General features: G+C 64.6%; 21 protein-coding genes and 1 pseudogene. 13 read left to right on the top strand and 9 right to left on the bottom strand.

The annotated features are described in order from the left end of the window. The first annotated feature begins 23 nt into the window (after nucleotides 1-23). Genes AC1DN9_RS28265 through AC1DN9_RS28240 form a run of 6 tightly spaced genes read left to right on the top strand, consistent with a single transcriptional unit; the run spans nucleotide 24 to nucleotide 6,793 of the window. Complete coding sequence (locus tag AC1DN9_RS28265; protein WP_478105509.1) at nucleotides 24-1,082, top strand: beta-keto acid cleavage family enzyme; 1,059 nt, start codon at nucleotides 24-26, stop codon at nucleotides 1,080-1,082. Nucleotides 1,083-1,107: 25 nt separating this feature from the next. Next, nucleotides 1,108-1,689, top strand: a complete 582-nt coding sequence (locus AC1DN9_RS28260) for an RBBP9/YdeN family alpha/beta hydrolase (RefSeq protein ID WP_478105506.1) — start codon at nucleotides 1,108-1,110, stop codon at nucleotides 1,687-1,689. A 40-nt stretch (nucleotides 1,690-1,729) separates the two neighbouring features. Continuing rightward, a complete protein-coding gene (locus AC1DN9_RS28255; protein ID WP_478105504.1) occupies nucleotides 1,730-2,701 on the top strand; it encodes a quinone oxidoreductase family protein in 972 nt (323 codons plus the stop codon). A 31-nt stretch (nucleotides 2,702-2,732) separates the two neighbouring features. Further along, complete coding sequence (locus AC1DN9_RS28250; RefSeq protein WP_478105502.1) at nucleotides 2,733-4,094, top strand: MFS transporter; 1,362 nt, start codon at nucleotides 2,733-2,735, stop codon at nucleotides 4,092-4,094. Nucleotides 4,095-4,149: 55 nt separating this feature from the next. Then, nucleotides 4,150-5,778: a 3-(methylthio)propionyl-CoA ligase gene (locus tag AC1DN9_RS28245; RefSeq protein WP_478105500.1), complete on the top strand. Its 1,629-nt coding sequence runs from the start codon at nucleotides 4,150-4,152 to the stop codon at nucleotides 5,776-5,778. Nucleotides 5,779-5,785: 7 nt separating this feature from the next. Further along, nucleotides 5,786-6,793 carry a YeiH family protein gene (locus AC1DN9_RS28240; protein WP_478105498.1) on the top strand — a complete coding sequence of 336 codons (1,008 nt, stop codon included), beginning with the start codon at nucleotides 5,786-5,788 and terminating at the stop codon, nucleotides 6,791-6,793. Here AC1DN9_RS28240 and AC1DN9_RS28235 read toward each other — a convergent pair. The 4 genes from AC1DN9_RS28235 to AC1DN9_RS28220 form a co-directional block, all read right to left on the bottom strand. Continuing rightward, nucleotides 6,753-7,097: a hypothetical protein gene (locus AC1DN9_RS28235; protein ID WP_478105496.1), complete on the bottom strand. Its 345-nt coding sequence runs from the start codon at nucleotides 7,095-7,097 to the stop codon at nucleotides 6,753-6,755. The genes AC1DN9_RS28240 and AC1DN9_RS28235 overlap by 41 nt on opposite strands. A gap of 260 nt (nucleotides 7,098-7,357) precedes the next feature. Then, the gene (locus AC1DN9_RS28230) at nucleotides 7,358-7,759 is read right to left on the bottom strand and encodes a carboxymuconolactone decarboxylase family protein (RefSeq protein WP_478105494.1); all 402 of its coding nucleotides are present in this window, start codon (nucleotides 7,757-7,759) and stop codon (nucleotides 7,358-7,360) included. A 46-nt stretch (nucleotides 7,760-7,805) separates the two neighbouring features. Next, a complete protein-coding gene (locus tag AC1DN9_RS28225; protein ID WP_478105492.1) occupies nucleotides 7,806-9,098 on the bottom strand; it encodes an MFS transporter in 1,293 nt (430 codons plus the stop codon). A gap of 41 nt (nucleotides 9,099-9,139) precedes the next feature. After that, nucleotides 9,140-10,195: a beta-keto acid cleavage family enzyme gene (locus AC1DN9_RS28220; protein ID WP_478105490.1), complete on the bottom strand. Its 1,056-nt coding sequence runs from the start codon at nucleotides 10,193-10,195 to the stop codon at nucleotides 9,140-9,142. A gap of 149 nt (nucleotides 10,196-10,344) precedes the next feature. Here AC1DN9_RS28220 and AC1DN9_RS28215 point away from each other — a divergent pair, with 149 nt between their 5' ends. Continuing rightward, complete coding sequence (locus tag AC1DN9_RS28215; protein ID WP_478105487.1) at nucleotides 10,345-11,334, top strand: AraC family transcriptional regulator; 990 nt, start codon at nucleotides 10,345-10,347, stop codon at nucleotides 11,332-11,334. A gap of 141 nt (nucleotides 11,335-11,475) precedes the next feature. Next, complete coding sequence (locus tag AC1DN9_RS28210) at nucleotides 11,476-11,964, top strand: lipocalin-like domain-containing protein (RefSeq protein WP_478105485.1); 489 nt, start codon at nucleotides 11,476-11,478, stop codon at nucleotides 11,962-11,964. Between the two features lie 20 nt (nucleotides 11,965-11,984). Here the strand turns inward: AC1DN9_RS28210 and AC1DN9_RS28205 are convergent, their stop codons facing one another. Further along, nucleotides 11,985-12,431, bottom strand: coding sequence for a winged helix-turn-helix transcriptional regulator (locus AC1DN9_RS28205; protein WP_478105483.1), 447 nt, complete (start codon nucleotides 12,429-12,431; stop codon nucleotides 11,985-11,987). Between the two features lie 116 nt (nucleotides 12,432-12,547). Between AC1DN9_RS28205 and AC1DN9_RS28200 the strand changes: the two genes are divergently transcribed. The 4 genes from AC1DN9_RS28200 to AC1DN9_RS28185 all read left to right on the top strand — a co-directional run bounded on the left by AC1DN9_RS28200 (nucleotide 12,548) and on the right by AC1DN9_RS28185 (nucleotide 15,477). Continuing rightward, a complete protein-coding gene (locus AC1DN9_RS28200; protein ID WP_478105481.1) occupies nucleotides 12,548-13,420 on the top strand; it encodes an NmrA family NAD(P)-binding protein in 873 nt (290 codons plus the stop codon). Nucleotides 13,421-13,437: 17 nt separating this feature from the next. After that, the gene (locus tag AC1DN9_RS28195) at nucleotides 13,438-13,878 is read left to right on the top strand and encodes a DoxX family protein (RefSeq protein WP_478105479.1); all 441 of its coding nucleotides are present in this window, start codon (nucleotides 13,438-13,440) and stop codon (nucleotides 13,876-13,878) included. 141 nt (nucleotides 13,879-14,019) lie between these two features. Then, entirely contained in the window at nucleotides 14,020-14,526 is a 507-nt protein-coding gene (locus AC1DN9_RS28190) for a hypothetical protein (RefSeq protein ID WP_478105477.1), read from the top strand. 42 nt (nucleotides 14,527-14,568) lie between these two features. Continuing rightward, on the top strand, nucleotides 14,569-15,477 hold the full coding sequence (locus tag AC1DN9_RS28185; RefSeq protein WP_478105475.1) for a hypothetical protein: 909 nt from the start codon (nucleotides 14,569-14,571) through the stop codon (nucleotides 15,475-15,477). A gap of 43 nt (nucleotides 15,478-15,520) precedes the next feature. Here AC1DN9_RS28185 and AC1DN9_RS28180 read toward each other — a convergent pair. The 4 genes and pseudogenes from AC1DN9_RS28180 to AC1DN9_RS28165 all read right to left on the bottom strand — a co-directional run. Beyond that, nucleotides 15,521-15,616 (bottom strand): annotated as a pseudogene (locus AC1DN9_RS28180) (alpha/beta fold hydrolase); the annotation flags it as partial. Then, the gene (locus tag AC1DN9_RS28175) at nucleotides 15,617-16,420 is read right to left on the bottom strand and encodes an ABC transporter permease (RefSeq protein WP_478105473.1); all 804 of its coding nucleotides are present in this window, start codon (nucleotides 16,418-16,420) and stop codon (nucleotides 15,617-15,619) included. A 5-nt stretch (nucleotides 16,421-16,425) separates the two neighbouring features. Continuing rightward, on the bottom strand, nucleotides 16,426-17,262 hold the full coding sequence (locus AC1DN9_RS28170; protein WP_478105471.1) for an ABC transporter permease: 837 nt from the start codon (nucleotides 17,260-17,262) through the stop codon (nucleotides 16,426-16,428). Between the two features lie 5 nt (nucleotides 17,263-17,267). Further along, on the bottom strand, nucleotides 17,268-18,125 hold the full coding sequence (locus AC1DN9_RS28165) for an ABC transporter ATP-binding protein (protein ID WP_478105469.1): 858 nt from the start codon (nucleotides 18,123-18,125) through the stop codon (nucleotides 17,268-17,270). Nucleotides 18,126-18,512: 387 nt separating this feature from the next. On the opposite strand from AC1DN9_RS28165, the gene AC1DN9_RS28160 reads away from it, so the two are divergent. Beyond that, nucleotides 18,513-19,604 carry an OmpA family protein gene (locus tag AC1DN9_RS28160; RefSeq protein WP_478105467.1) on the top strand — a complete coding sequence of 364 codons (1,092 nt, stop codon included), beginning with the start codon at nucleotides 18,513-18,515 and terminating at the stop codon, nucleotides 19,602-19,604. Nucleotides 19,605-19,780: the final 176 nt, after the last annotated feature.

Below are 19,780 nucleotides of genomic sequence, written 5' to 3'. Positions count from 1 at the left end.
ACTTTCTCCACGAGGTCTTCACCATGAACTTTCTCGACGGCTCCCTCTACCCCGAAAACCAGCAACCCCTGATCATCACCGCCGCGCCCTACGCGCCGTCGTGGGTGCCCTCCGACTTCCCGGAGGACATCGCCGTCACGATGGAAGAGCAGATCCAGAAGGCGGTCGATTGCTACAACGCCGGCGCCACCGTGCTGCACCTGCACGTGCGTGAACTCGACGGCAAGGGCAGCAAGCGCCTGTCCAAGTTCAACGAACTGATCGCCGGCGTGCGCAACGCAGTGCCCGAGATGATCATCCAGGTGGGCGGCTCGATCAGCTTCGCACCTGAAAACGAGGGCGCAGCCGCCAAGTGGCTCTCCGACGACACGCGCCACATGCTGGCCGAACTCGATCCCAAGCCCGACCAGGTCACGGTGACCATCAACACCTCGCAGATGAACGTGGTCGAGCACTGGGAATACGAGGACTACAAGGGCACGTCGATGGAAGACCCGGCGGTCTTCAACGCCTACAAGGAAATGACGGTGCCGGCGCAGCCGGGCTGGGCCGAGGAGCACATCCGCCGCCTGAACGAAGCCGGCATCCAGAGCGCCTTCCAGTGCTACAACATCAACAGCTTCGAGTCGGTCGAGCGCCTGATGCGCCGCGGTGTCTACAAGGGCCCGCTGGTCATGAACTGGGTGGCGATCAGCGGCGGCATGGACGCGCCGAACATCTACAACCTGGCGAACTTCGTGCGCGCCACGCCGGACGGCGCCATCCTGACGGTGGAAAGCTCGATGCGCAACGTGCTGCCGGTCAACATGATGGGCATCGCGATGGGCCTGCACGTTCGCTGCGGTACCGAGGACAACCTCTGGAACCAGTCGCGCACGAAGAAGGCGAGCACGGTCGAGCAGATCGAGCAGCTGGTGCGCATCTCTCGCGAGTTCGGTCGCCCGATCGCGACCGCCCAGCAAGCACGCGAGATCTGCAAGATTGGCGTCTTCTACGACACCGTCGAGGAGTCGCTGTTCGCCAACGGCTTCGCGCCCAACCGCAACGGCGCCCACCAGGGCTTCCTGCGCAAGGCAGCCTGAGTCACCCCGCGGCCCAGAGGTTTCCATGAGTTCCACCATGGCTCCCACCGTCCTGATCGTTCCCGGCCTGCGTGACCACGTGCCTACGCACTGGCAGACGCTGCTCGCGGATCGGCTGCCGCGCGTCAGGTCGGTGCCGCCGATGGGCCGCGAGGATCTTGATTGCGCAGCGCGCGTCGAGGCCATCGAACGCGAGGCGCAAGCCGTCGAAGGCCCGCTGTTGATCGTCGCGCATAGCGGCGGCGTCGTGATGCTGGCCCATTGGGCCCTGCAGACGCGGCGCCCCGTCCTCGGCGCATTGCTGGCCGCGCCGCCGGACTTCGAGCGGCCGATGCCCGAAGGCTATCCCACGGTGGAGCAGCTCGATGCCAGCGGCTGGCTGCCCGTGCCGCGCGAGCGTCTGCCTTTCCCGAGCATCGTTGCCGGCAGCCGCAACGATCCGCTCGCCGACTACGAGAGAGTCGCCGACATGGCGCGCGACTGGGGCAGCCGCCTCGTCGATCTCGGCGAAGTCGGCCACCTCAATCCGGCCTCCGGCTTCGGCCCGTGGCCCCGCGCCGAACAGTTCATCGAAGAACTCGCCGCACAAGGCCGGACGGCAGGCTGAGCGCCCGCCGTTCCAGATTCAAGATCCAAGGAGACAAACCATGGCACTCGCCATTCGCCTGCACGACACCGGTGGTCCGGAAGTGCTCAAGCTCGAAAACGTCGAAGTCGGGGCCCCCGGCCCGGGCCAGGCTCGCGTGCGCCACACCTACGTGGCCGTGAACTTCATCGACATCTACTTCCGCACTGGCCGCTATCCCTTGCCGAAGCCCAACGGGCTCGGCTCGGACGCCGTGGGCGTCGTCGAGGCCGTCGGCCCGGGCGTGACCGATGTCAAGGTCGGTGACCGCGTGGGCTACCTGATCGGGCCGCAGGGCGCCTATTCGGACGTTCGCGTCATGCCGGCCGACGTGCTGATTCCGCTGCCCGAAGGCGTCTCCGACCGCACGGCCGCGACCCTGATGATGAAGGGCATGACGGTGCAGTACCTGTTCCGCCAGGTCTTCCCCCTGCACGGCGGTGAGACGATCCTCTATCACGCAGCCGCCGGCGGCGTGGGCTCGATCGCCTGCCAGTGGGCGAGGGCGATGGGCGTCACGATGATCGGCACCGTCAGCTCGGATGAGAAGGCCGAGATCGCCAAGGCGAACGGCTGCGCGCACACCATCGTGACCTCGCGCGAGAACATCGCCGAACGCGTGCGCGAGATCACGGACGGCAAGGGTGTGCCGGTGGTCTACGACTCGGTGGGCAAGGACACGCTCGAAGCTTCGCTCGACAGCCTGCGCCCACGCGGCGTGCTGGTCAGCAACGGCACCACGTCGGGTCCGGTCGTCATCGACTCGATGACGCTGGCCGTCAAGGGATCGATCTGGCTCACGCGGCCGGCGATGATGCACTACATCATGCCGCGCTCGCACATGCTCTCGATGGCCGATGAGCTGTTCGGCCACGTGCTGTCCGGCGGCATCGTCAGCGAACCGAAGCAATCTTTCGCGCTGGCCGATGCGGCCGACGCCCACCGTGCGCTGGAGTCCCGCAAGACCGTCGGCGCCACCGTGCTGGTGCCCTGATGCGGTTCACGACAAACAACAAGGGGACATCATGAGTACCGCTGCAGTAGAAGCCATGCCCGCTCGGGACGGCTACCTGTTCACCCGGGGGCAGGCCTGGTTCGCCTTTGCCATGACCGTCGGCCTGATGATGTTCGACTACATCGATCGCCAGGTCATCGTGTCGCTCTTTCCTTACCTGAAGAGCGAATGGAGCCTCTCCGACAAGCAGCTCGGCGGGCTCGTGTCGGCGGTGTCGGTGACCGTCGCCCTGGCCGGCATCCCGGTCGCGCTGTTTGCCGATCGGGCCAGCCGCGTCAAGAGCGTGGTCGTGATGGCCACGGTCTGGAGCCTGGCGTCGATCTCCTGCATGTTCAGCCGTGGCTACGGCAGCTTGCTCGCGGCGCGCTCCATGGTCGGGCTGGGCGAAGCGGGCTACGGCTCCGTCGGCGCCGCGCTGATCGCCAGCCACTTTCCGTCGCGGCTGCGCGGTGCGGTCCTCGCGGGCTTCTTTGCGACGGCTTCGGTCGGCTCCGTGCTGGGCGTGATGCTCGGCGGTGTGATCGCAGCCAAATTCGGCTGGAAGGCCGCGTTCGGCGCGGTCGGCATTCCGGGCCTGATTCTCGCGCTGCTGTACCTGAAGGTGCGCGACTACCCGACCGTCAAGCTCACCCCGCGACTCGACCGTGCGACCAGCTCGACGCGCAGCGCTGCCAGCGCCATCGTGCACGCGCTGGTTCGCTCGAAAACCATGCTGTGGCTGTGCCTCGCCGCGCCGGCGCAGCTGATCGCCGTGTCGGCGATCTGGTCCTGGCTGCCGAGCTTCCTCAACCGCGTTCACGGCATGGCGCCGGAGCAAGCGGCCATCAAGGCTTCCCTGGTCGTTCTGTGCGGTGCCTTGGGCAGCGTCGTCTGGGGCGCCGTGGTCGACTACTCGGGACGTCGTCGCCGGAAGTTCAAGCTGTACACCACCGCAATGTTGTGCGTCGCTTCCATGATCGTTCTGATGCTGGCCTTCGGCGCCACGAGCATGGGATTCGCGATCGCGGCCAATACGCAGTTCGCCTTGCTCGCCTTGGGCGGCTTCCTGATGACCTGCACCGTGGGTCCGGTGGCGGCAGCGGTGATTGAAGTCATCCACCCCGGCATTCGCGCCACTGGCGCATCGGTGCTGTCGCTTTTCCAGAACCTGTTCGGCCTTGCCGCCGGACCGCTCATTGCCGGATTCCTGTCGGACGCGTTGTCGCTCCAGACCGCACTCATGATCGTGCCTGCCTTCAGCCTGTTGGCAGCCGCGTGCCTGTTGATCGCAGCGCGCACCTTCGAGGCAGATCTCAAGCGTGCGGGAGAGATCGCCGAAGAAGATGCGCAGGCCGCCGCACCCGTATCGCAGCCGCGCCAGGCATTGGCCTGAAGCAGCCGCTGCACCCCCCATCCAACGAATTGACGAATTGAAAGAGAAGACATCCATGAACGGATCGATGATGGATCAGCCCTTGCTGATCTCGACGCTCCTCACCCACGCGGAACGCCATCACGGCGAGCAGGAGATTGTTTCGCGGCGCGTCGAGGGCGACCTCCACCGCTACACCTACCGTGAGCTCGCAGAGCGCTCGCGGCGCCTGGCCAACGCCCTGGCGGCGCGCGGCATCGCCTTCGGCGACCGCGTCGGCACGCTGGCCTGGAACGGCTACCGCCACATGGAGCTCTACTACGCCGTCTCGGGCTCGGGCGCCGTGCTGCACACCTTGAACCCCCGCCTGCACGCGGACCAGGTGACGTGGATCGCGGACCATGCCGAAGACCAGATCCTGTTTTTCGACCTGACCTTCCTTCCGCTGGTCGAGGCGATCGCCTCGCGTGTGTCGACCATCAAGGCCTTCGTCGCGATGACCGACCGCGCGCACATGCCGGCATCGTCCAAGGTGCCCAATCTGCTGTGCTACGAGGAACTGGTCGAGGAACATTCGCCCGAGTTCGCATGGCCCGTCTTCGACGAGAAGGCTGCTTCGTCGCTGTGCTACACGTCCGGCACCACCGGCAATCCGAAGGGCGCGCTCTACAGCCACCGTTCGACCCTGCTGCACACGTATGCGGCCGCGCTGCCCGACGCGCTGAACTGCTCGGCGAACGACGTCATCCTGCCGGTCGTCCCGATGTTCCACGTCAATGCGTGGGGCCTGCCGTACGCCGCCTGCATGGTTGGCGCGAAGCTGGTGTTTCCGGGACCGTGGCTTGACGGCAAGTCGCTCCACGACCTGTTCGAGGGCGAAGGCGTGACCGTCTCGGCGGGCGTGCCCACCGTCTGGCAGGGCCTGTTGACGCACGTGGAAGGCAACGGCCTCGAGTTCAGCACGATGCGCCGCACCATCATCGGCGGCTCGGCTTGCCCGCCCGCGATGATGCGCACCTTCCAGGAACGCTACGACGTGCAGGTGTTGCACGCATGGGGCATGACCGAGATGAGCCCGGTCGGCACCGTCTGCACGCTCAAGCCCAGGCAGAAAGCGCTCGATCTCGACGCGCGCCTTGCCATCCAGGCCAAGCAGGGGCGATCGGTGTTCGGCGTCGACATGAAGATCGTCGGCGAAGACGGCAACGAACTGCCGCGCGACGGCGTATCCGCCGGCGAACTGATGGTGCGCGGTCCGTGGATCATCTCGAACTACTTCAAGGGGGAGGGCGACGGTCCTCTGGTGGGCGGCTGGTTCCCCACCGGCGACGTCTCGACGATCGACGCCGACGGCTTCATGCAGATCACCGACCGCAGCAAGGACGTGATCAAGTCCGGCGGCGAGTGGATCGGTTCCATCGACCTGGAAAACATCGCGATGGCTCACCCGGCCGTGGCACTGGCCGCGTGCATCGCGGCTCGCCACCCGAAGTGGGACGAGCGCCCGCTGCTGGTGGTGACCTGCAAGCCCGGCGAGTCGGTGACGCGCGATGAACTGATCGCCTTCTATGACGGCAGGATCGCCAAGTGGTGGACGCCGGACGACGTGGTCTTCGTGGACAGCATTCCGCTCGGCCCGACCGGCAAGGTGCAAAAGAACAAGCTGCGGGACGTATTCCAGGACCACCTTCTGGCCGCGGCCTGACCCGACCATGATCTCGACACTCGCGGCGCTGCCGACGCGCGGCCGCACGCTCTTTCCTGGGGTGCTCGCCAGCCTCGTGGTGGCAGTCGCCGCGACGTTCCTCTCGCAACACTACGGCGCGCCCGTCATGTTGTTTGCCCTGATCCTGGGCATGGCGATGAACTTCCTGTCGAGCGACGGCGCCTGCGGGGCCGGCATCGGGTTCACTGCGCGCGAGGTGCTGCGCTGTGGCGTCGCGCTGCTCGGGCTCCGCATCACCCTGGGCCAGGTCGCGGCCCTGGGTTGGCATCCTGTGATCCTGGTGGTGGTGTGCGTGGTGGTCACGATCTGCGTGTCGATGATCGTCGCGAAGTTGATGGGCTTCCAGAGCCTGTTCGGCCTGCTCACCGGAGGCGCCACGGCCATCTGCGGTGCATCGGCTGCGCTGGCACTGGCTGCGGCTCTGCCCGCGCATCCGGGGAAGGAACGTGCCACGCTGTTCACGGTGGTCGGAGTGTCGGCACTGTCCACGCTGGCGATGATCGCCTATCCCATGCTGGCCCAGCTCCTTGGCCTCGACGCGCATGGGGCGGGCATCTTCCTCGGCGGCACCATCCACGATGTTGCGCAGGTGGTCGGCGCGGGCTACAGCATGTCGCGCGAGACCGGCGACGTGGCCACCCTGGTCAAGCTCATGCGCGTGGCCATGCTGCTGCCGGTGATCGTGTTCGCGGTGATGTGCACCCGCGCTGGCGGCAAGGGCGCCGGCGGACCCCGGCCGCCGTTGTTGCCCTGGTTTGCCGTGGCCTTTGCGGTGCTGGTCGGGATCAACAGCACCGGCTGGATTCCGGCAGGCCTGACCAAGCTGGGCACCGATCTTTCGCAATGGTGCCTGGTGACGGCGATGGCGGCGATCGGGATGAAGACGCAATTGCGCGACCTGGCCACCGTCGGCCTGAAGCCGGTCGCGTTGATGGTCGGCGAGACGGTGTTTCTTATCGTGCTCGTGCTTGTGATGATGCGCTGGATGTCCTGATCGGAGCGGCTTCGGCTGGCATCAGTGCAATGGTCGCCTTGGCGGCCTGCATGCGGCGCTCGAACTCCGCGCTGACCACCGCCACGATGGCTTCCGCTTCGGTGCGGCTGATGTGGCCGTCGCTCCCGCGCAAGCGCTGAGTCTGAAGAAGGCTTCGGACGCATGCCACGGCGTGATACGCCTGCTTCAATGCGCTGACTTCGGCGGCAGCTTGCACGGCCAGCGCGGCGAGACCGCCCTCGGATTCGTGGGGCGGTGGGGGAGGGTTCGGGGGGCGCGCGGGCGCGCAAATAGGGTGGACCATGAGTGGCCTCCAGGAACTTCGGTTTGCAACAACCGCCGCGCCCGACGCCAATCAGGGGCGGCGACTCGAACGGGTTGGCGTACCGGGAAGTTCCTGCGAGAACCGGCGAGCCTTGCGGCTCCCCGCTCGAGCCGCCAAAAATGGTGGCACGAACGACGAAGCCGCAGGACTACTGCGGTAATGGCTGCGGCTTTCGTCGCAAAACTTCAGTGGGACGCCAATCCCGATCACGCTTTGTTGACGTGACAGGCGAAGTATAGCTATGGGTGTCTGAAGGCTGTCCTGGCCTGCTCGATGGCCGCCATTTCTTCCAGCAGGATCGGCGCGCCCAGGCTGCTGGTATGGATGCCGAGAACGCTGACCGCCTGCAGCACGGCCGTGATTTCTCGGGGGGTGGCGCCCAGTTCGAGCGCCTTGCGGATGTGACGGCGCGTGCCCGGCGCGTACATATGGGTGCACGACGCATCGACCGCGATGGCGATGAATTCCAGCACCTTCGGCTCCAGCACGCCCGACATGATCGGGTGCATGCCCATTGCCATGAATTTCTCGGCCCATGCTGGGTCGAGTTCCGCGAAGGCATCCCAGGCCGGATTCCAATTCCCGGTCGCGCGCAATTGGTCGCAGATCGGCGTGGCGCTGCGGTTAGTCTCGTTGTTCATTTCATTGTTTCCTTCAGATTGTCGAATCGTCGAACAGGGCGGCGGCTCAGTGCGCCAGCGTCGGGCGTGCCGACAGGTCGAGCCGCGCGCGGCCCAGGCGTACCTGGCGCGCGGCGAGCCAGAACAACAGTCCGGCACCGATGGCCAGGATGTCGGTCGCGAGCAGCACCGTGGTCAACGCGTGAGTGCTGCCGGCGTCGACCAGGCGGTCGCTCACCATGCCGACCGCGAGCGTCCCGATCGCGAGGGCGAACACATTGATCAGCAGCATCGTGACGCCCGCGATGGTCGAGCGCATCTGCGCCGGGGCCAATCCCTGGATCATGGTGTTGGCCGGCCCGTAGAGCGCGAGCGGCAGGAAGAAGCCTGCGCACATGCCCGCATAGAACAGGACTGAGCCGGCCGGCGCGAAGCGGTAGGCGATCATCAACGGTGCGCACAGCACGATCAGTAGCGCCATGAAGCTTGCATGGCCGCCCGGGAGACGCTTGGCGAAGCGGTCGCTCAGCACGCCGCCGACCACCGCGCCGAGCACGCCAAACACGATCTGCAACGCGCCGATGGTCTTGGCAATACCGGCCGCATCGAAGCCGCGCTCGCGCACCATCCACAGTTGGGCGAACGAGAAGCCCGCGAACACCATGTGCACCAGCACGAAGCCGACGATGGCGAATTGCAAGGCGCGGTTGTGGCCGACCACGCCAAGCACTGCGCGCACCTGCGCGACAAACGGCTGGCCCCGCGACGGGTCGGCATGCTTGTGACGCCCCTGTCCACGCTCCTCGCGCAGGAAGGCCAACGGAACGGCGATCGCCGCCCCGACGATGCCGAGCACCGTGAAGGTCGAACGCCAGCCGAGGCTCGCCCCAACCGTGCCGGCCAACAGGAAGCTCAATCCGATGCCGAGCGGAATGCCCACGAAAAAGACGCCCATCGCCGTGCCCCGCCGTTTCTCGGAGAACAGTTCGGCCAGCAAGGCCACCGCGGCCGGGACAAGGGCCGCCTCGCCGCTGGCGACGAAGAAGCGCGCGACGGCCATTTGCTCGAAGGTCTGGGCGTGTCCGGAAGCCCATGTGCAGGCGCTCCAGATCAGCACGCCCGCGGCGATGACTCGCGTACGGCTGAAACGATCGGCCAGCGCGCCCATGAACATGGCCATGAAACCGAAGCTGAGCACCCAGACAGAGCCGACCAGAAACCCGTACTGCGCATTGTCGAGCGCGAGATCGCTGATGACCTGCGGCGAAAAGCCCAGCAGCACGTTGCGGTCGACGTGGGCGAGCACGTGAATGACCAGCAGCGATGCAAGGACCGCGTTGGGACTTTTCTTCCAGAACATCATGTGTCTCCCAGGGAGGATTGGCGATCCCGCGTGCTGACTCAGGCGACCCTGCGCAGCTGCGTGCTGCGCTGTGCCGGCGCCCGGTTGGGCGGCATGCCCAGACATTCGAGGGTCTCGTCGGCGGACTCCCACTGAGTTCCGATCTGATAGATGCGATGTGCGTCTTCGCCCGTCGCGATGTCCCGGTTGAGTTCGCGGGCAATGCGAACCATCTTCTCGATCTGCTGCACCGAGGTCGCGCGCTCGCCGTCCGGTCCGAAGAGCGTGTCCTCGATGCCGACGCGCACATGCAGGCCCAGCGCGATGGCCATGGTGTTCATCGGCACCACGTTGCGGTTCAGGGTTTCCAGCGTGAGCACGGCGCCGTTGGGCGTGCGGCGGACGAACTCGATCATGTCGGCCGGATTCAGCCCGGCTGCGCCGCCGCCGATGGCCACGTAGTTGAGGACCAGCGGGCCGGTATAGGCGCCGCGGCGGATCAGGCGTTCGACCGTTTCCAGTTGGGTGAGGTTGCCCAGCATGAAATGCGGCTGGATGCCGTTGGCGACCAGGCGCCTGATGTGTTCGACATGCCAGGACGGATTGGAAGGCACGATCATGTCGCGGTAGGCGGCCTGCAGTGCCGGGTTGGTGAGCGAGGTTCCGGCGATGTCGGCCTCGGTCATCAACTCCATCACGTTCATCTGGTTGGTGTTGATCGCGACGGTGACCTGGTCGGGCCGCGGATTCAGTTCGGCCAGCATGTGGCGCTTGTCGTCGTTCATCCACTTGGCGGCCTGGCCCTCGCTCTCCGGTGCGAAGGAGATCGAGCCGCCGACCTGCAGCACCATCTTCGGCACCGCTTCGCGCAGGCAGGCGAGCATTTCGTTGAACTTGGACAGCCGCTTGCTGCCCTTGCCATCTTCTTCGCGCACATGCACATGGAGCACGGTGGCGCCGGCGTTGTAGCAATCGACGGCCTTCTGGACCTGCTGGTCGAGCGTCACGGGAATATCGTCCGAGTCGCCCGGCACCCATTGCGGGCCGTAGGGCGCGACCTGGATCACGAGTTTTTCCTGGTTTTCAGGCAGCAGGGAGTCGTCTAGGAAATGCATGGCTTGTCGTCCTCTCGGGTTGTCGGTTCAGAATGAATTTGGCCGCTGCATGGTTGCTGTGCGGGCCAGGGAAGTATCGAGATCGCATGGATTCCGGTTTGACAAAACGCGACAATGGTTTTGCATATCGCGACACCGCAGGAACCCGGATGGCCTACTTGCTTCGCAGCGCGAGCCTGACCAATTACGTCGAAGTAGCGCGATCGGTGGGCCTCGACCCCTATCGACAACTGAGTGCTGCCGGCATCAACCGGTCGGTGCTGCTGGACCCGGACATCAAGATTCCGGCCGAGGCGGTGGGGCGCCTGCTGGAAGCGTCCGCGCAGGCGGCGGGCATCGATGATTTCGGGCTTCGCATGGCCGAAACCCGCGAACTCTCCAACCTCGGACCCCTTGGCTTCGTGGCACGCGAAGAGCCGACGCTGCGCAAGACGCTCGCATCGATCGCGCACTACCTTCGCCTGCAGAACGAGGCAGTCTTTCTGGGGGTCGAGGAGACGGAGGGCCTGGCCATCATTCGCGAAGACATGCTGGGTGGCTTTCCCGGCTCGGTGCGCCAGGCGACGCAACTCATGCTCGGCGTTCTGCACCGGATGCTGAGGATCATCGTCGGCGCGGACTGGAGGCCGCGCAGGATCTGCTTCACGCACGCTGCGCCGGCCAGCCTCGCGGTACACACGCGGGTCTTCGGCTCGGCGATCGCATTCAACCAGGACTTCGACGGCATCGTGTGCCTCGCCTCGGACCTGGACGCCGCGATCCCGTCCTACGACCCGGTCATGGCGCAGCAGACGCGCCAATTCCTCGACGCGATGCTGGCGCAGTCCAATGCCACGATGTCCGACCAGGTCAGGAAGCTGATCCTGGCGCTCCTTCCATCGGGCGCGTGCTCGGTGGAACGGGTGGCGCAGCATCTGGGGGTGGAACCCAGGACCGTGCAACGCCATCTCGCGCAATCCGGCGAAAGCTATTCGTCGATCCTCGATACGGTGCGCTCGGAACTCGTCACGCGCTATGTGGAAAGCCGCGATCGCCCACTGTCCGAAGTCGCGACGCTGCTGGGCTTCTCGTCATCGAGCGCGTTCTCACGATGGTTCGGGAGCCGCTTCGGCTGTAGCGTTTCGAAGTGGCGTGGATAGAGCGCCGCTTCCATGCCTGCGTTGGCCATCGCCCAGAACCTGCCAAGTCAGCCGCCAGTCAGCAGCAGACGATCAGGCTCAGCCCCGCAGGCCACCCCTTATAGGGATCCCCCGGCGCGATCAACATGAAAGGATGAGCGTATGCGCAAATTGCTTGTCGCCTCCATCGTCTTTGGTGTCGTTGTTTCGGCCTTTGCTGACGATTCTGCAAGGCTGCCCGGCGTCTGGAAAATGACTTCCTGGACCCGACATGAGGTTGCCACGGGCAAGGATGGCAAGCCGTTTGGCGAGCATCCCGGCGGCTACCTGATCTATACCAAGGATGGGCATTTCATGTGGACCGGATTCAAGGATCAGCGTCCAAAGCCGGCGGCAGCCGAGCCAACGGATGCCGAGAGCGTTGCCTTGTTCAAGACCATGTACGCCTACAACGGGACCTACAAGGTTGAGGGAGGCAAGATTGTCGACACCGTAGAAGACGCGTGGAACGAGGGTTGGGTCGGCACCAAATTCAAGATCGACAAATACGAAGTCTCCGACAAAACATTGACCATGGTGTCGGCTCCGTTCAAGGCAAATATGGATGGCGCTGAAATGGTCGTCACGACTACCTACGAGCGGATTGAATAACCAGCAGACAGAAACAGGAGCTATCCGCAAGATTTGCGAACAAACGAAGTCGGTATGTCCCGGGGCTCGCTGTCAAAGCGGGCACGCGCCTCATGAATATCGGAATGGCGACGATCGGCCCAATCGATGAGACTCGCCATCGGGTCCAGCAGCGATTGGCCTAGCGGTGTCAGACGATATTCAACGCTCGGGGGCTTGGTCGGAAAGACGTGACGAGTAATCAGTCCGTCGCGTTCCAGATCGCGCAGGGTCTGGGTGAGCATGCGCTTGGAAATGTCGCGTACGGCGCGGTGAAGCTCGCTGAAGCGCTGCGACCGCGTCGCGAGGGTCATGATCATCAGGATGCTCCATTTGTCGCCGATGCGGTCGAGCACGTCTCGCACTGGGCAGTGCACCCCGTCAACGGACTGGGCGTCGTCCGTTTGAAAACGGCTGAATCTCTCGATCGCGTTCGATGTAGTGCGCATCTGGGTTCCTCTTGCCTTCCCTGGTTACTTGAAACTGCCTCCTTGTGCAGCAGGATTTAGGTCTCTAAGGTAGACCTTCCCTCAATCGTAAACCCTACGGGGTCAGGAGTTCATTCATGTTTCTAGTTATGGGAATTACAGGAAAAGTCGGTGGCGCAACGGCAAGGCATCTGCTGGCGCACGGCAAGAAAGTACGCGCGCTGGTTCGAGATCGCGCGAAGGCGGCCAGTTGGTCGGCCCGAGGCGTCGAACTGGTTGACGGTGATTGGCACGATGCGGACGCCATCGCGCGGGCGCTTGATGGCGTCGGCGGCGCCTTTGTCATGCTGCCGTCGATCTGGGCCCCTTCGCCGGATTTCAAAGAAGCCAAGGGCTTCATCGCCAACTATGTCAAGGCGCTGAACGAGATTGCGCCTCCACGTGTCGTCGCGCTTTCGTCGATGGGGGCACACAAGACCCACGGCACGGGGTTGATCACGGCGCTGTCGTTGCTGGAGCACGGCTTGCGCGATCTGCCAGCGCCGATCGCCTTCGTACGCGCCGGCGGATTTTTCGAAAACTTTCTCTTCGGCCGGGACGTCGCCCAGAGCGGCACGCTCCCCGTCTTCTACGACCCGACCAATCGAAAATCAACCATGGTCGCGGCGGACGACATCGGCGCCGAGGTGGCGAACCTCCTGGCCGGTCCTGCGTGGTCGGGGCAGCGTGTCATCGAGCTCGGTTCGATGGTCAGCGCCGAGGAAGTCGCCGCCCAATTGGGGAAGGTCCTTCAGCGGGACGTCAAGGCTTTTGCCGTTCCGCGGGCAGGGTGGCCCGCAGCGCTAGAGCAGTTTGGCATCCCCCAGGGGCAGACGGGACAGGCCGAAGCGATGTACGAGGCGGTCAACTTGGGCTTGATGGACGTCGGGGTCGAAGGTACGGAGCGCGTCGCGGGCACGACGGCATCCGGCGATGTGTTCGCGGCGGCGAAAAATGCCGCCGCGAAGTAGGGCCGAAGGACCGACCAATGTCTAAAACTACTTGGCGCCAAGTCACACCTTTGGCTCTTGCCGCATTTTTCGTTGTAGGAGCACTCAGCAATCTCTTTGCCCCTCAATCTATCTACGAGGAATACCTGAGGTGGGGATATCCGCACTGGTTCCATTTTGTGACCGGGTCGTTGGAACTCATCACTGCCGTTCTGCTTGCTCGGGCGCCGACCCGCCTCCTGGGCTCCGCTCTCGGCTGCGCTGTGATGTTGGCGGCACTCGGTACCATCACGATCCACGGCGAATATGGGCACGCGGCACCTCCACTCGTCGTGGGAGCACTTTCGATTTTCGTCGGCTGGATTGCGTGGCGCCAGCGGCTTTCCGACTCGGGAATGCAGCCCCCGCCGTCTGCGGCGCCTTCCGGCAGTCCGTGCATCACCAGGACTGGAACGTCGATCGCTTTGAGATCGTCATGAAACTCCGTCTCGGAGAGGACCCTGCCCGCAGCGTCGCGGGCATCTCTCCTCCCCGGTAGTTTCTCTCCCGTTTGGGAGACGACGAGCGGCCTCGCCGGCCATAGATTGGATGCATCCGCACGGAGATCGGGATCATCAATCATGGACCGGAAAGTCATTCATATCGCGCGCCGAGCTTTGCTGGCGCTGTGCGCCTGCGCTCTGTCCGTCGCGGCGCAGCAGGCACATCCACCGCGAACCGCAAGTCAAAGCCAGGCGGCTCAGGACCCGCAGCCTCAGGGACAGCCACACATCTCCATCAGATGGGCAATCGCTTTGACATGCGTGCTGATCTTTGGTGTCGCTGCAACCCAAGTCTTCGCCGCGAACCCGTTCGATGACCTCGCGAAAGACATTGGAGACGCTGCCAAGAAATCGGTGAGTGATGCAGTCAACGGCGCGGTCAACGCTATGGGCACTCCGAATCAAGCGCCGACGCCTGGCCACGCGCCTTCGAATCCTTCACCGGCGGCCCCTCTTTCGACGGGGCAGGCGTCCGGTACACAGAGCAACTCTGACCAGTTTCCGACCAGCCGCAGCGGGTGCCCGGTTCGAAAGGACGATCCACGCTGGAAAACCCTTCCCAAGGGAAACCATTGTGGGTTGTAGCGTCGTAGCGTTCGATTTGACAGCCTGCTCCGAGGGAATGCCATGACGCTTTCAACTGACCCGATTGGCTTGAACCCGGCCCGCGGGTTGTTCGTGTTGATCTTCGCCCTTCTCGCGCTTCCAGCAGTTGTGCTGGCGCAAGGGCGGCAGTTGCACATGCCGCCAATGAGCCAGCTGCCTGGCATCCTCTATAAGTGCCAGTCCGCTGATGGTTCGCGGGACTTTCCTGTTACCGAGGTGCGTCAACTGCCTGGGGATCAGAACGTCTACTGGGCAACCATGCGCACGCTTGGTCTTTCTCGCGAGGAGGTAAAGGCGCTCAACGTAAAGTGCGCGCTTGCGACGCCGAAAAGCGAGCCGGTGCAATCTGCCGCAACATCCGCACCGCCTTCGCCGAAATCAGGCCCCTTCACCCGCTTCACCATGGGGGACTATTTCAATGCAATCTACAACGGGGATCGCGAAGAAGTGCGCCGCCAAGATCAGAAATACATTGGCAAGCTCGTCGCCGATATCAAGGGTCGATTCGGAGACAACCCAATCTGGAAAAAAATCATGGACATGATGCAGGTAGATAGGGCAACGCTGGCTGAAGCGGCCATCCGGGCGTATGTGCAGAACTATGAGAGCGCCTACCGGCAGTGCCTTCGCAAAGATGCGGTGTCATTCACGATCAGGCAGTCAATGACCAATCGAGATGGTGCTGTCGTCACCATGAACGAAACGTCTTATCGGGTGAACCCAGAGTTCGCGGCAGCGTTCAAGGCAACCGGAGAGATTGCGGATACGGTTGGGGGCGCACTCAGCGACATGGGTTATGGAAGCCCAGTTGCACGCACCGAGACCGGCATTCACGAAATCATGAGTGCATACCGTTGCGATGATCCGGTAATCAAGCAATTTGAATCAGGGCTTTTGCAGATGCATGCCGCCCATATGGCACGGCGATAGCAAGGTAAGCCGATCAACGATTGGGGAAAGCTCAGTCCGGCAGCCCCGGATAGGATTTGAGCGTCCCGTGCTTCAGAAGCTTGACCGACTGTGCGCCGGTCGTCGGGAACGGGCAGATCTGCTCATCCTCGCCGTGCAACTAGCTGCCAGTCGATGCGTAGCGGCGCAGCCCGATGCGCCAGGCGCCGAAGGCAAGCGCGAGGAACACAAAGCCTGCGAGTGGCGAGACGAACCCTACCCACGCGGGTGCGCCCATCGGGTCCGTCCTGCCCAGTATCGCAAGCACAGGGTAGTAGGCGACGCAGGCGAGGGGGACCGCAAAGGTCAGCGCGTACCGGAACCATTGCGCATACACGGCCAGCGGAAACTGCGCTGCTTGCACGCCGCCATAGGTCAGCACGTTGGCGATCTCCAGGCTCTCGACCGTCCAGAACGACAACGTGCCCTGCAGCACGAGGATGCCGAGAAACAGCGCGACCCCGCCCGCCACCGCGAACAGTGCGGTCGCGATCGCTGCCGGCGTCCACGCGATGTCCGCCCGCACGGTGGCGAATGCCATCACCCCCAGACCCTGCAGGAGCCGCCCGAGCCGGCTGATGCGCACGTCATGCCCCATCAACTGGAGCGCCAGCGGCCGGGGCCGCAACAGCAGACGATCGAACGCGCCGGTGCGCAGGAAGTCCGTGCCCAATGCGTCGAAGCCGCGCCCCAGCGCGTCGGCGATCGCGAACATGCAGTTCACCAGGCCATAGAACATCGCGACCTCGCCAAGCCGCCAGCCCTGCACGTCGCCGAACCGGTGGAACAACGCCCACACGGCGATCATCTCGATGCCCGTGCCCAGGAACTGGCCCAGCGTGAGCATCAGTGCCGAGACGGGATAGCGCGCCTGGCCGCCCAGCGAAGCAGCCACCAGGCGACTCCACAGAGCCAGCGATCCCATGCGTTTCATCCTCCCTGCACTTGGAGTCGGCGCATGGTCCGGACCATCGCCGCATGGCCGATTGCCACCAGCAGCAGGATCCAGACGCCTTGCAGGCCGAGTGCTGCCAGCGCCTGCGCACCCGCGAGCTGGCCGAAATAGATTCGCGCCGGAATGTCCATGACCCCGGCCAGCGGCTGCAGCAGAAGCATCGGTTGCCAGGCATCGGGCAGCAATATCAACGGCAGCAGGTTGCCCGAGAACACGATGACGACAGGGGCGGCCAGTGCGTTGATGCCGCGCTCGTTGAGTGCTGCCGCCGCCGCGATGTTGAGCAGCATCACCAGCGACGTCGACAGCAGCAGCGCGAGGAACCCCGATGCGATGAAGCCCAGTCCGGCCGCAATGCCTGCCGGCGGTTGCCAGGCCCATTCGCCCAAGCCGGCGAGCGGCAGCACGACGCCAGCGAATGCCGCCATCAGTGCCAGCCGCGGCAGGACGCGCGCCGCGATCCAACCGGCCGAGCGCGCGAACCACAGCGCATAGGGATCGACCGGCCGCAACCGGTCGTACGCCACGGCGCCCGTACGCACGGCCTGCGCCACCTCGGGGTCTCCCAGCCACGGCAGCAGTGCGAGCAGGCCCTGCGCCAGCCAGGTGTAGGTGATGGCCTGCGCCAGTGACATCGGCGCGCCAGTGGCCGCCGCGCTGCCGTAGAACGCTGCCAGCACCATCACCTTGATGCCGCCCCACCAGCACTGCGTGGCGAAGCCCGCGTAGGCCGCCGCGCGGTATTGCAGCATCTGGAGGAAACGCGACGCGAAGGCTGCGACGTAAGGGCGCAAAAGCTCGCGCGGCGCCATCCCGGTCAGGCCTCTGCGGCGCCGTGCATGGCGTAGAAGCGCGCGATCACGGCCTCGATGGTCATGCCCTCGTCCTCGGCGTCTTCGGGCAGGCCATCGTCGAGCCGGCGCGCGGCCATGACCTGCGCACGCAGCGCTTCGACCGGGCTGTCGGCCAGCACGCGGCCATGGCCGATCACGATCACGCGTTGGGCGAGTGCCTCGATGTCGTGCATGTCGTGCGTGGTCAGCAGTACCGTGGTGCCATGTTCGCGGTTGGCACGAAGCACGAAGTCGCGCACCGCGAGCTTCGAGGGCGCATCGAGCCCGATGGTGGGTTCGTCGAGGAACAGGATGTCAGGCTCGTGCAGCAGCGCTGCCGCGATCTCGGCGCGCATGCGCTGCCCCAGCGAGAGCTGGCGCACGGGCTGATCGAGCAGGCGCTCCAGATGCAAGAGCGCCACCAGTTCATCGCGCGTGCGCACGAAGCGCACCGGGTCGACGCGGTAGATGTCGCGCAGCAATGCGAAGCCGTCATTGACCGGCAGGTCCCACCAGAGCTGTGTGCGCTGCCCGAACACGACACCGATGCGCCCCACGTGGCGCTCGCGGTCGGCAAAAGGGTCACGCCCGTCGACCTCGACGCGGCCGCCGTCGGGACGCAGGATGCCCGCGAGGATCTTGATGGTGGTTGACTTGCCCGCGCCGTTGGGGCCGATGAAGCCCAGCAACTCGCCCCGCTCCAGTTCGAAGGACACGCCGGACAGTGCGTCGATCGTGCGGTGACGCGGACGCACCAGCGCGCGGATCGCACCGCGTACGCCCGGGTCGCGCTCGTGGATGCGGTAGCTCTTGCGCAACTGGTCGACGACGATCTGGGGCATGGCGCGGGGGAGGCGAATGCTACACGATCAGTTGGACACCACCGGACGCGCATTCACGGCTCGGTTCTTCGGTGTTGCTTGTGTGCACCAACTGACAAACGTCAATGCGCGCATTCGTGAGGGCCAGATAATTTTCATTCGCTGGTCCTTTCCCCTCCAGCGCCGGAGGTGTCTTGACTCTGAACTCTGAACCCGATTGCTGTGTGTTGCCAACGCGCAATTCCGTGATGCGACCGCTGAAATATTTGAAACCGAAAGTGCGTGCGCCCACCGGTGAGCGACACACTCGGTTGCGCACACGCGGACCGGCGGCCTTCGCCGCATCTATCGTGGGCCTCGACTGGATCCGGCTGAGGCACTCATCAACATCAACAAAGTGAGGCTTTCATGTTCGACCGACGCACCCTCGCAGCTTGCCTTGTCCTTGCAGTCCCATCTGCGGCCTGCCTTGCACAGACCAGCTACACATCGGACACGTACTTCGACAACCGCTGGTACATCACGCCCTTCGGCACCTACATCAATGCGGACAGCAACCGCCAGGCCGACAACGGTTGGGGCGGAGGCATCTCCATTGGCAAGCCGATAAGCCCCAGTTGGAACATCGAACTGCGCACCCAGTACGAAGAGCTGGATGGCAAATTCGGTGGCCCGCTCGCCGGCAACAAATACAAGAACTGGAGCGGCTCGATCGACGCGCAGTGGTTCTTCATGGGCCGAACGGGGTTCCGCCTCTGGCAGTCGAACAGCATCCAGCCCTATCTCGTGGGCGGCATCGGCGCCATCGAAGACCGGATCAGCGGCCCATTGTTCAGCGAAAGCAAGACGGGTTTCATGGCCAACGCAGGCGCCGGCGTCGTCTGGCCGTTTTCCACCTGGGGCCGCCTGGTGGGTGACATACGCTACCGGTACGACGACAACAACAGAAGCGGGGTTGTATTCGACCAGGGCCACTCGCACGACTGGCTGTTCACCGTGGGCCTGCAGATCCCCTTCGGGCCGCCTCCGGTTGTAGCGCAGGCGCGCCCGGCGCCTCCGGTCGCGATGCCACCGCCACCGCCGCCACCGCCCCCGGCAAAGCGCGACTTTGAACTCAAGGCCGATGGCACCTTTGCGTTCGCCAAGTCGGACTTGACGCCTACCGGCCGCGCCCGCATCGACAGCACGCTCCAGGAACTCAAATCCTCGGGCATCCGGCTGCGCGCGATCTCCATCGTCGGGCACACCGATCCGATAGGCAGCCTCGACTTCAACCAGCGTCTGTCCGTGGCACGGGCAAACTCGGTGCGCGACTACCTGGTAGCCCAAGGTGTGCCGGCCAACATCATCACGACGGAAGGCCGCAATTTCTCGGAGCTGAAGATCACTGAAGCCCAGTGCAGGGAACAAGGCAAGGCGAAGAACCGCACTGCGCTCATTGCCTGCTTCGAGCCGAACCGGCGCGTCGAAATCCACGCCACGGGCGAGCAGCCGGGCTAGGGTAGGAGGGGCGCGCGGCCTGTGCGTTAGGGCCTGTTAACACATGAATCACCCTCGCGTGAGGCCCCAGAGAGGGCCCAATCTAGGCGCCAAGCGGAACTGGGGTGCGACCCCAGTGAGCATTGGCAACGACGAGTGGGCCCTCTCTGGGGCCTCACCCGAAGGGCCGGGGCGGC

The sequence above is a fragment of the Variovorax sp. 05L425 genome (assembly GCF_056397705.1).
Note: the sequence above shows the minus strand (reverse complement) of the source record. Positions and strands in the feature narration are given on the sequence as shown.

Bases quoted from the DNA above. Each gene is read 5' to 3' on its own strand.
- AC1DN9_RS28170 (WP_478105471.1), bottom strand. From the start codon at position 17,262: ATGGCGCCGCGCGAGCTTTTGCGCCCTTACGTCGCAGCCTTCGCGTCG.
- AC1DN9_RS28260 (WP_478105506.1), top strand. From the start codon at position 1,108: ATGAGTTCCACCATGGCTCCCACCGTCCTGATCGTTCCCGGCCTGCGT.
- AC1DN9_RS28165 (WP_478105469.1), bottom strand. From the start codon at position 18,125: ATGCCCCAGATCGTCGTCGACCAGTTGCGCAAGAGCTACCGCATCCAC.
- AC1DN9_RS28210 (WP_478105485.1), top strand. From the start codon at position 11,476: ATGCGCAAATTGCTTGTCGCCTCCATCGTCTTTGGTGTCGTTGTTTCG.
- AC1DN9_RS28185 (WP_478105475.1), top strand. From the start codon at position 14,569: ATGACGCTTTCAACTGACCCGATTGGCTTGAACCCGGCCCGCGGGTTG.
- AC1DN9_RS28230 (WP_478105494.1), bottom strand. From the start codon at position 7,759: ATGAACAACGAGACTAACCGCAGCGCCACGCCGATCTGCGACCAATTG.
- AC1DN9_RS28235 (WP_478105496.1), bottom strand. From the start codon at position 7,097: ATGGTCCACCCTATTTGCGCGCCCGCGCGCCCCCCGAACCCTCCCCCA.
- AC1DN9_RS28220 (WP_478105490.1), bottom strand. From the start codon at position 10,195: ATGCATTTCCTAGACGACTCCCTGCTGCCTGAAAACCAGGAAAAACTC.
- AC1DN9_RS28215 (WP_478105487.1), top strand. From the start codon at position 10,345: ATGGCCTACTTGCTTCGCAGCGCGAGCCTGACCAATTACGTCGAAGTA.
- AC1DN9_RS28265 (WP_478105509.1), top strand. From the start codon at position 24: ATGAACTTTCTCGACGGCTCCCTCTACCCCGAAAACCAGCAACCCCTG.
- AC1DN9_RS28160 (WP_478105467.1), top strand. From the start codon at position 18,513: ATGTTCGACCGACGCACCCTCGCAGCTTGCCTTGTCCTTGCAGTCCCA.
- AC1DN9_RS28195 (WP_478105479.1), top strand. From the start codon at position 13,438: ATGTCTAAAACTACTTGGCGCCAAGTCACACCTTTGGCTCTTGCCGCA.
- AC1DN9_RS28250 (WP_478105502.1), top strand. From the start codon at position 2,733: ATGAGTACCGCTGCAGTAGAAGCCATGCCCGCTCGGGACGGCTACCTG.
- AC1DN9_RS28255 (WP_478105504.1), top strand. From the start codon at position 1,730: ATGGCACTCGCCATTCGCCTGCACGACACCGGTGGTCCGGAAGTGCTC.
- AC1DN9_RS28240 (WP_478105498.1), top strand. From the start codon at position 5,786: ATGATCTCGACACTCGCGGCGCTGCCGACGCGCGGCCGCACGCTCTTT.
- AC1DN9_RS28245 (WP_478105500.1), top strand. From the start codon at position 4,150: ATGAACGGATCGATGATGGATCAGCCCTTGCTGATCTCGACGCTCCTC.
- AC1DN9_RS28205 (WP_478105483.1), bottom strand. From the start codon at position 12,431: ATGCGCACTACATCGAACGCGATCGAGAGATTCAGCCGTTTTCAAACG.
- AC1DN9_RS28175 (WP_478105473.1), bottom strand. From the start codon at position 16,420: ATGGGATCGCTGGCTCTGTGGAGTCGCCTGGTGGCTGCTTCGCTGGGC.
- AC1DN9_RS28190 (WP_478105477.1), top strand. From the start codon at position 14,020: ATGGACCGGAAAGTCATTCATATCGCGCGCCGAGCTTTGCTGGCGCTG.
- AC1DN9_RS28200 (WP_478105481.1), top strand. From the start codon at position 12,548: ATGTTTCTAGTTATGGGAATTACAGGAAAAGTCGGTGGCGCAACGGCA.
- AC1DN9_RS28225 (WP_478105492.1), bottom strand. From the start codon at position 9,098: ATGTTCTGGAAGAAAAGTCCCAACGCGGTCCTTGCATCGCTGCTGGTC.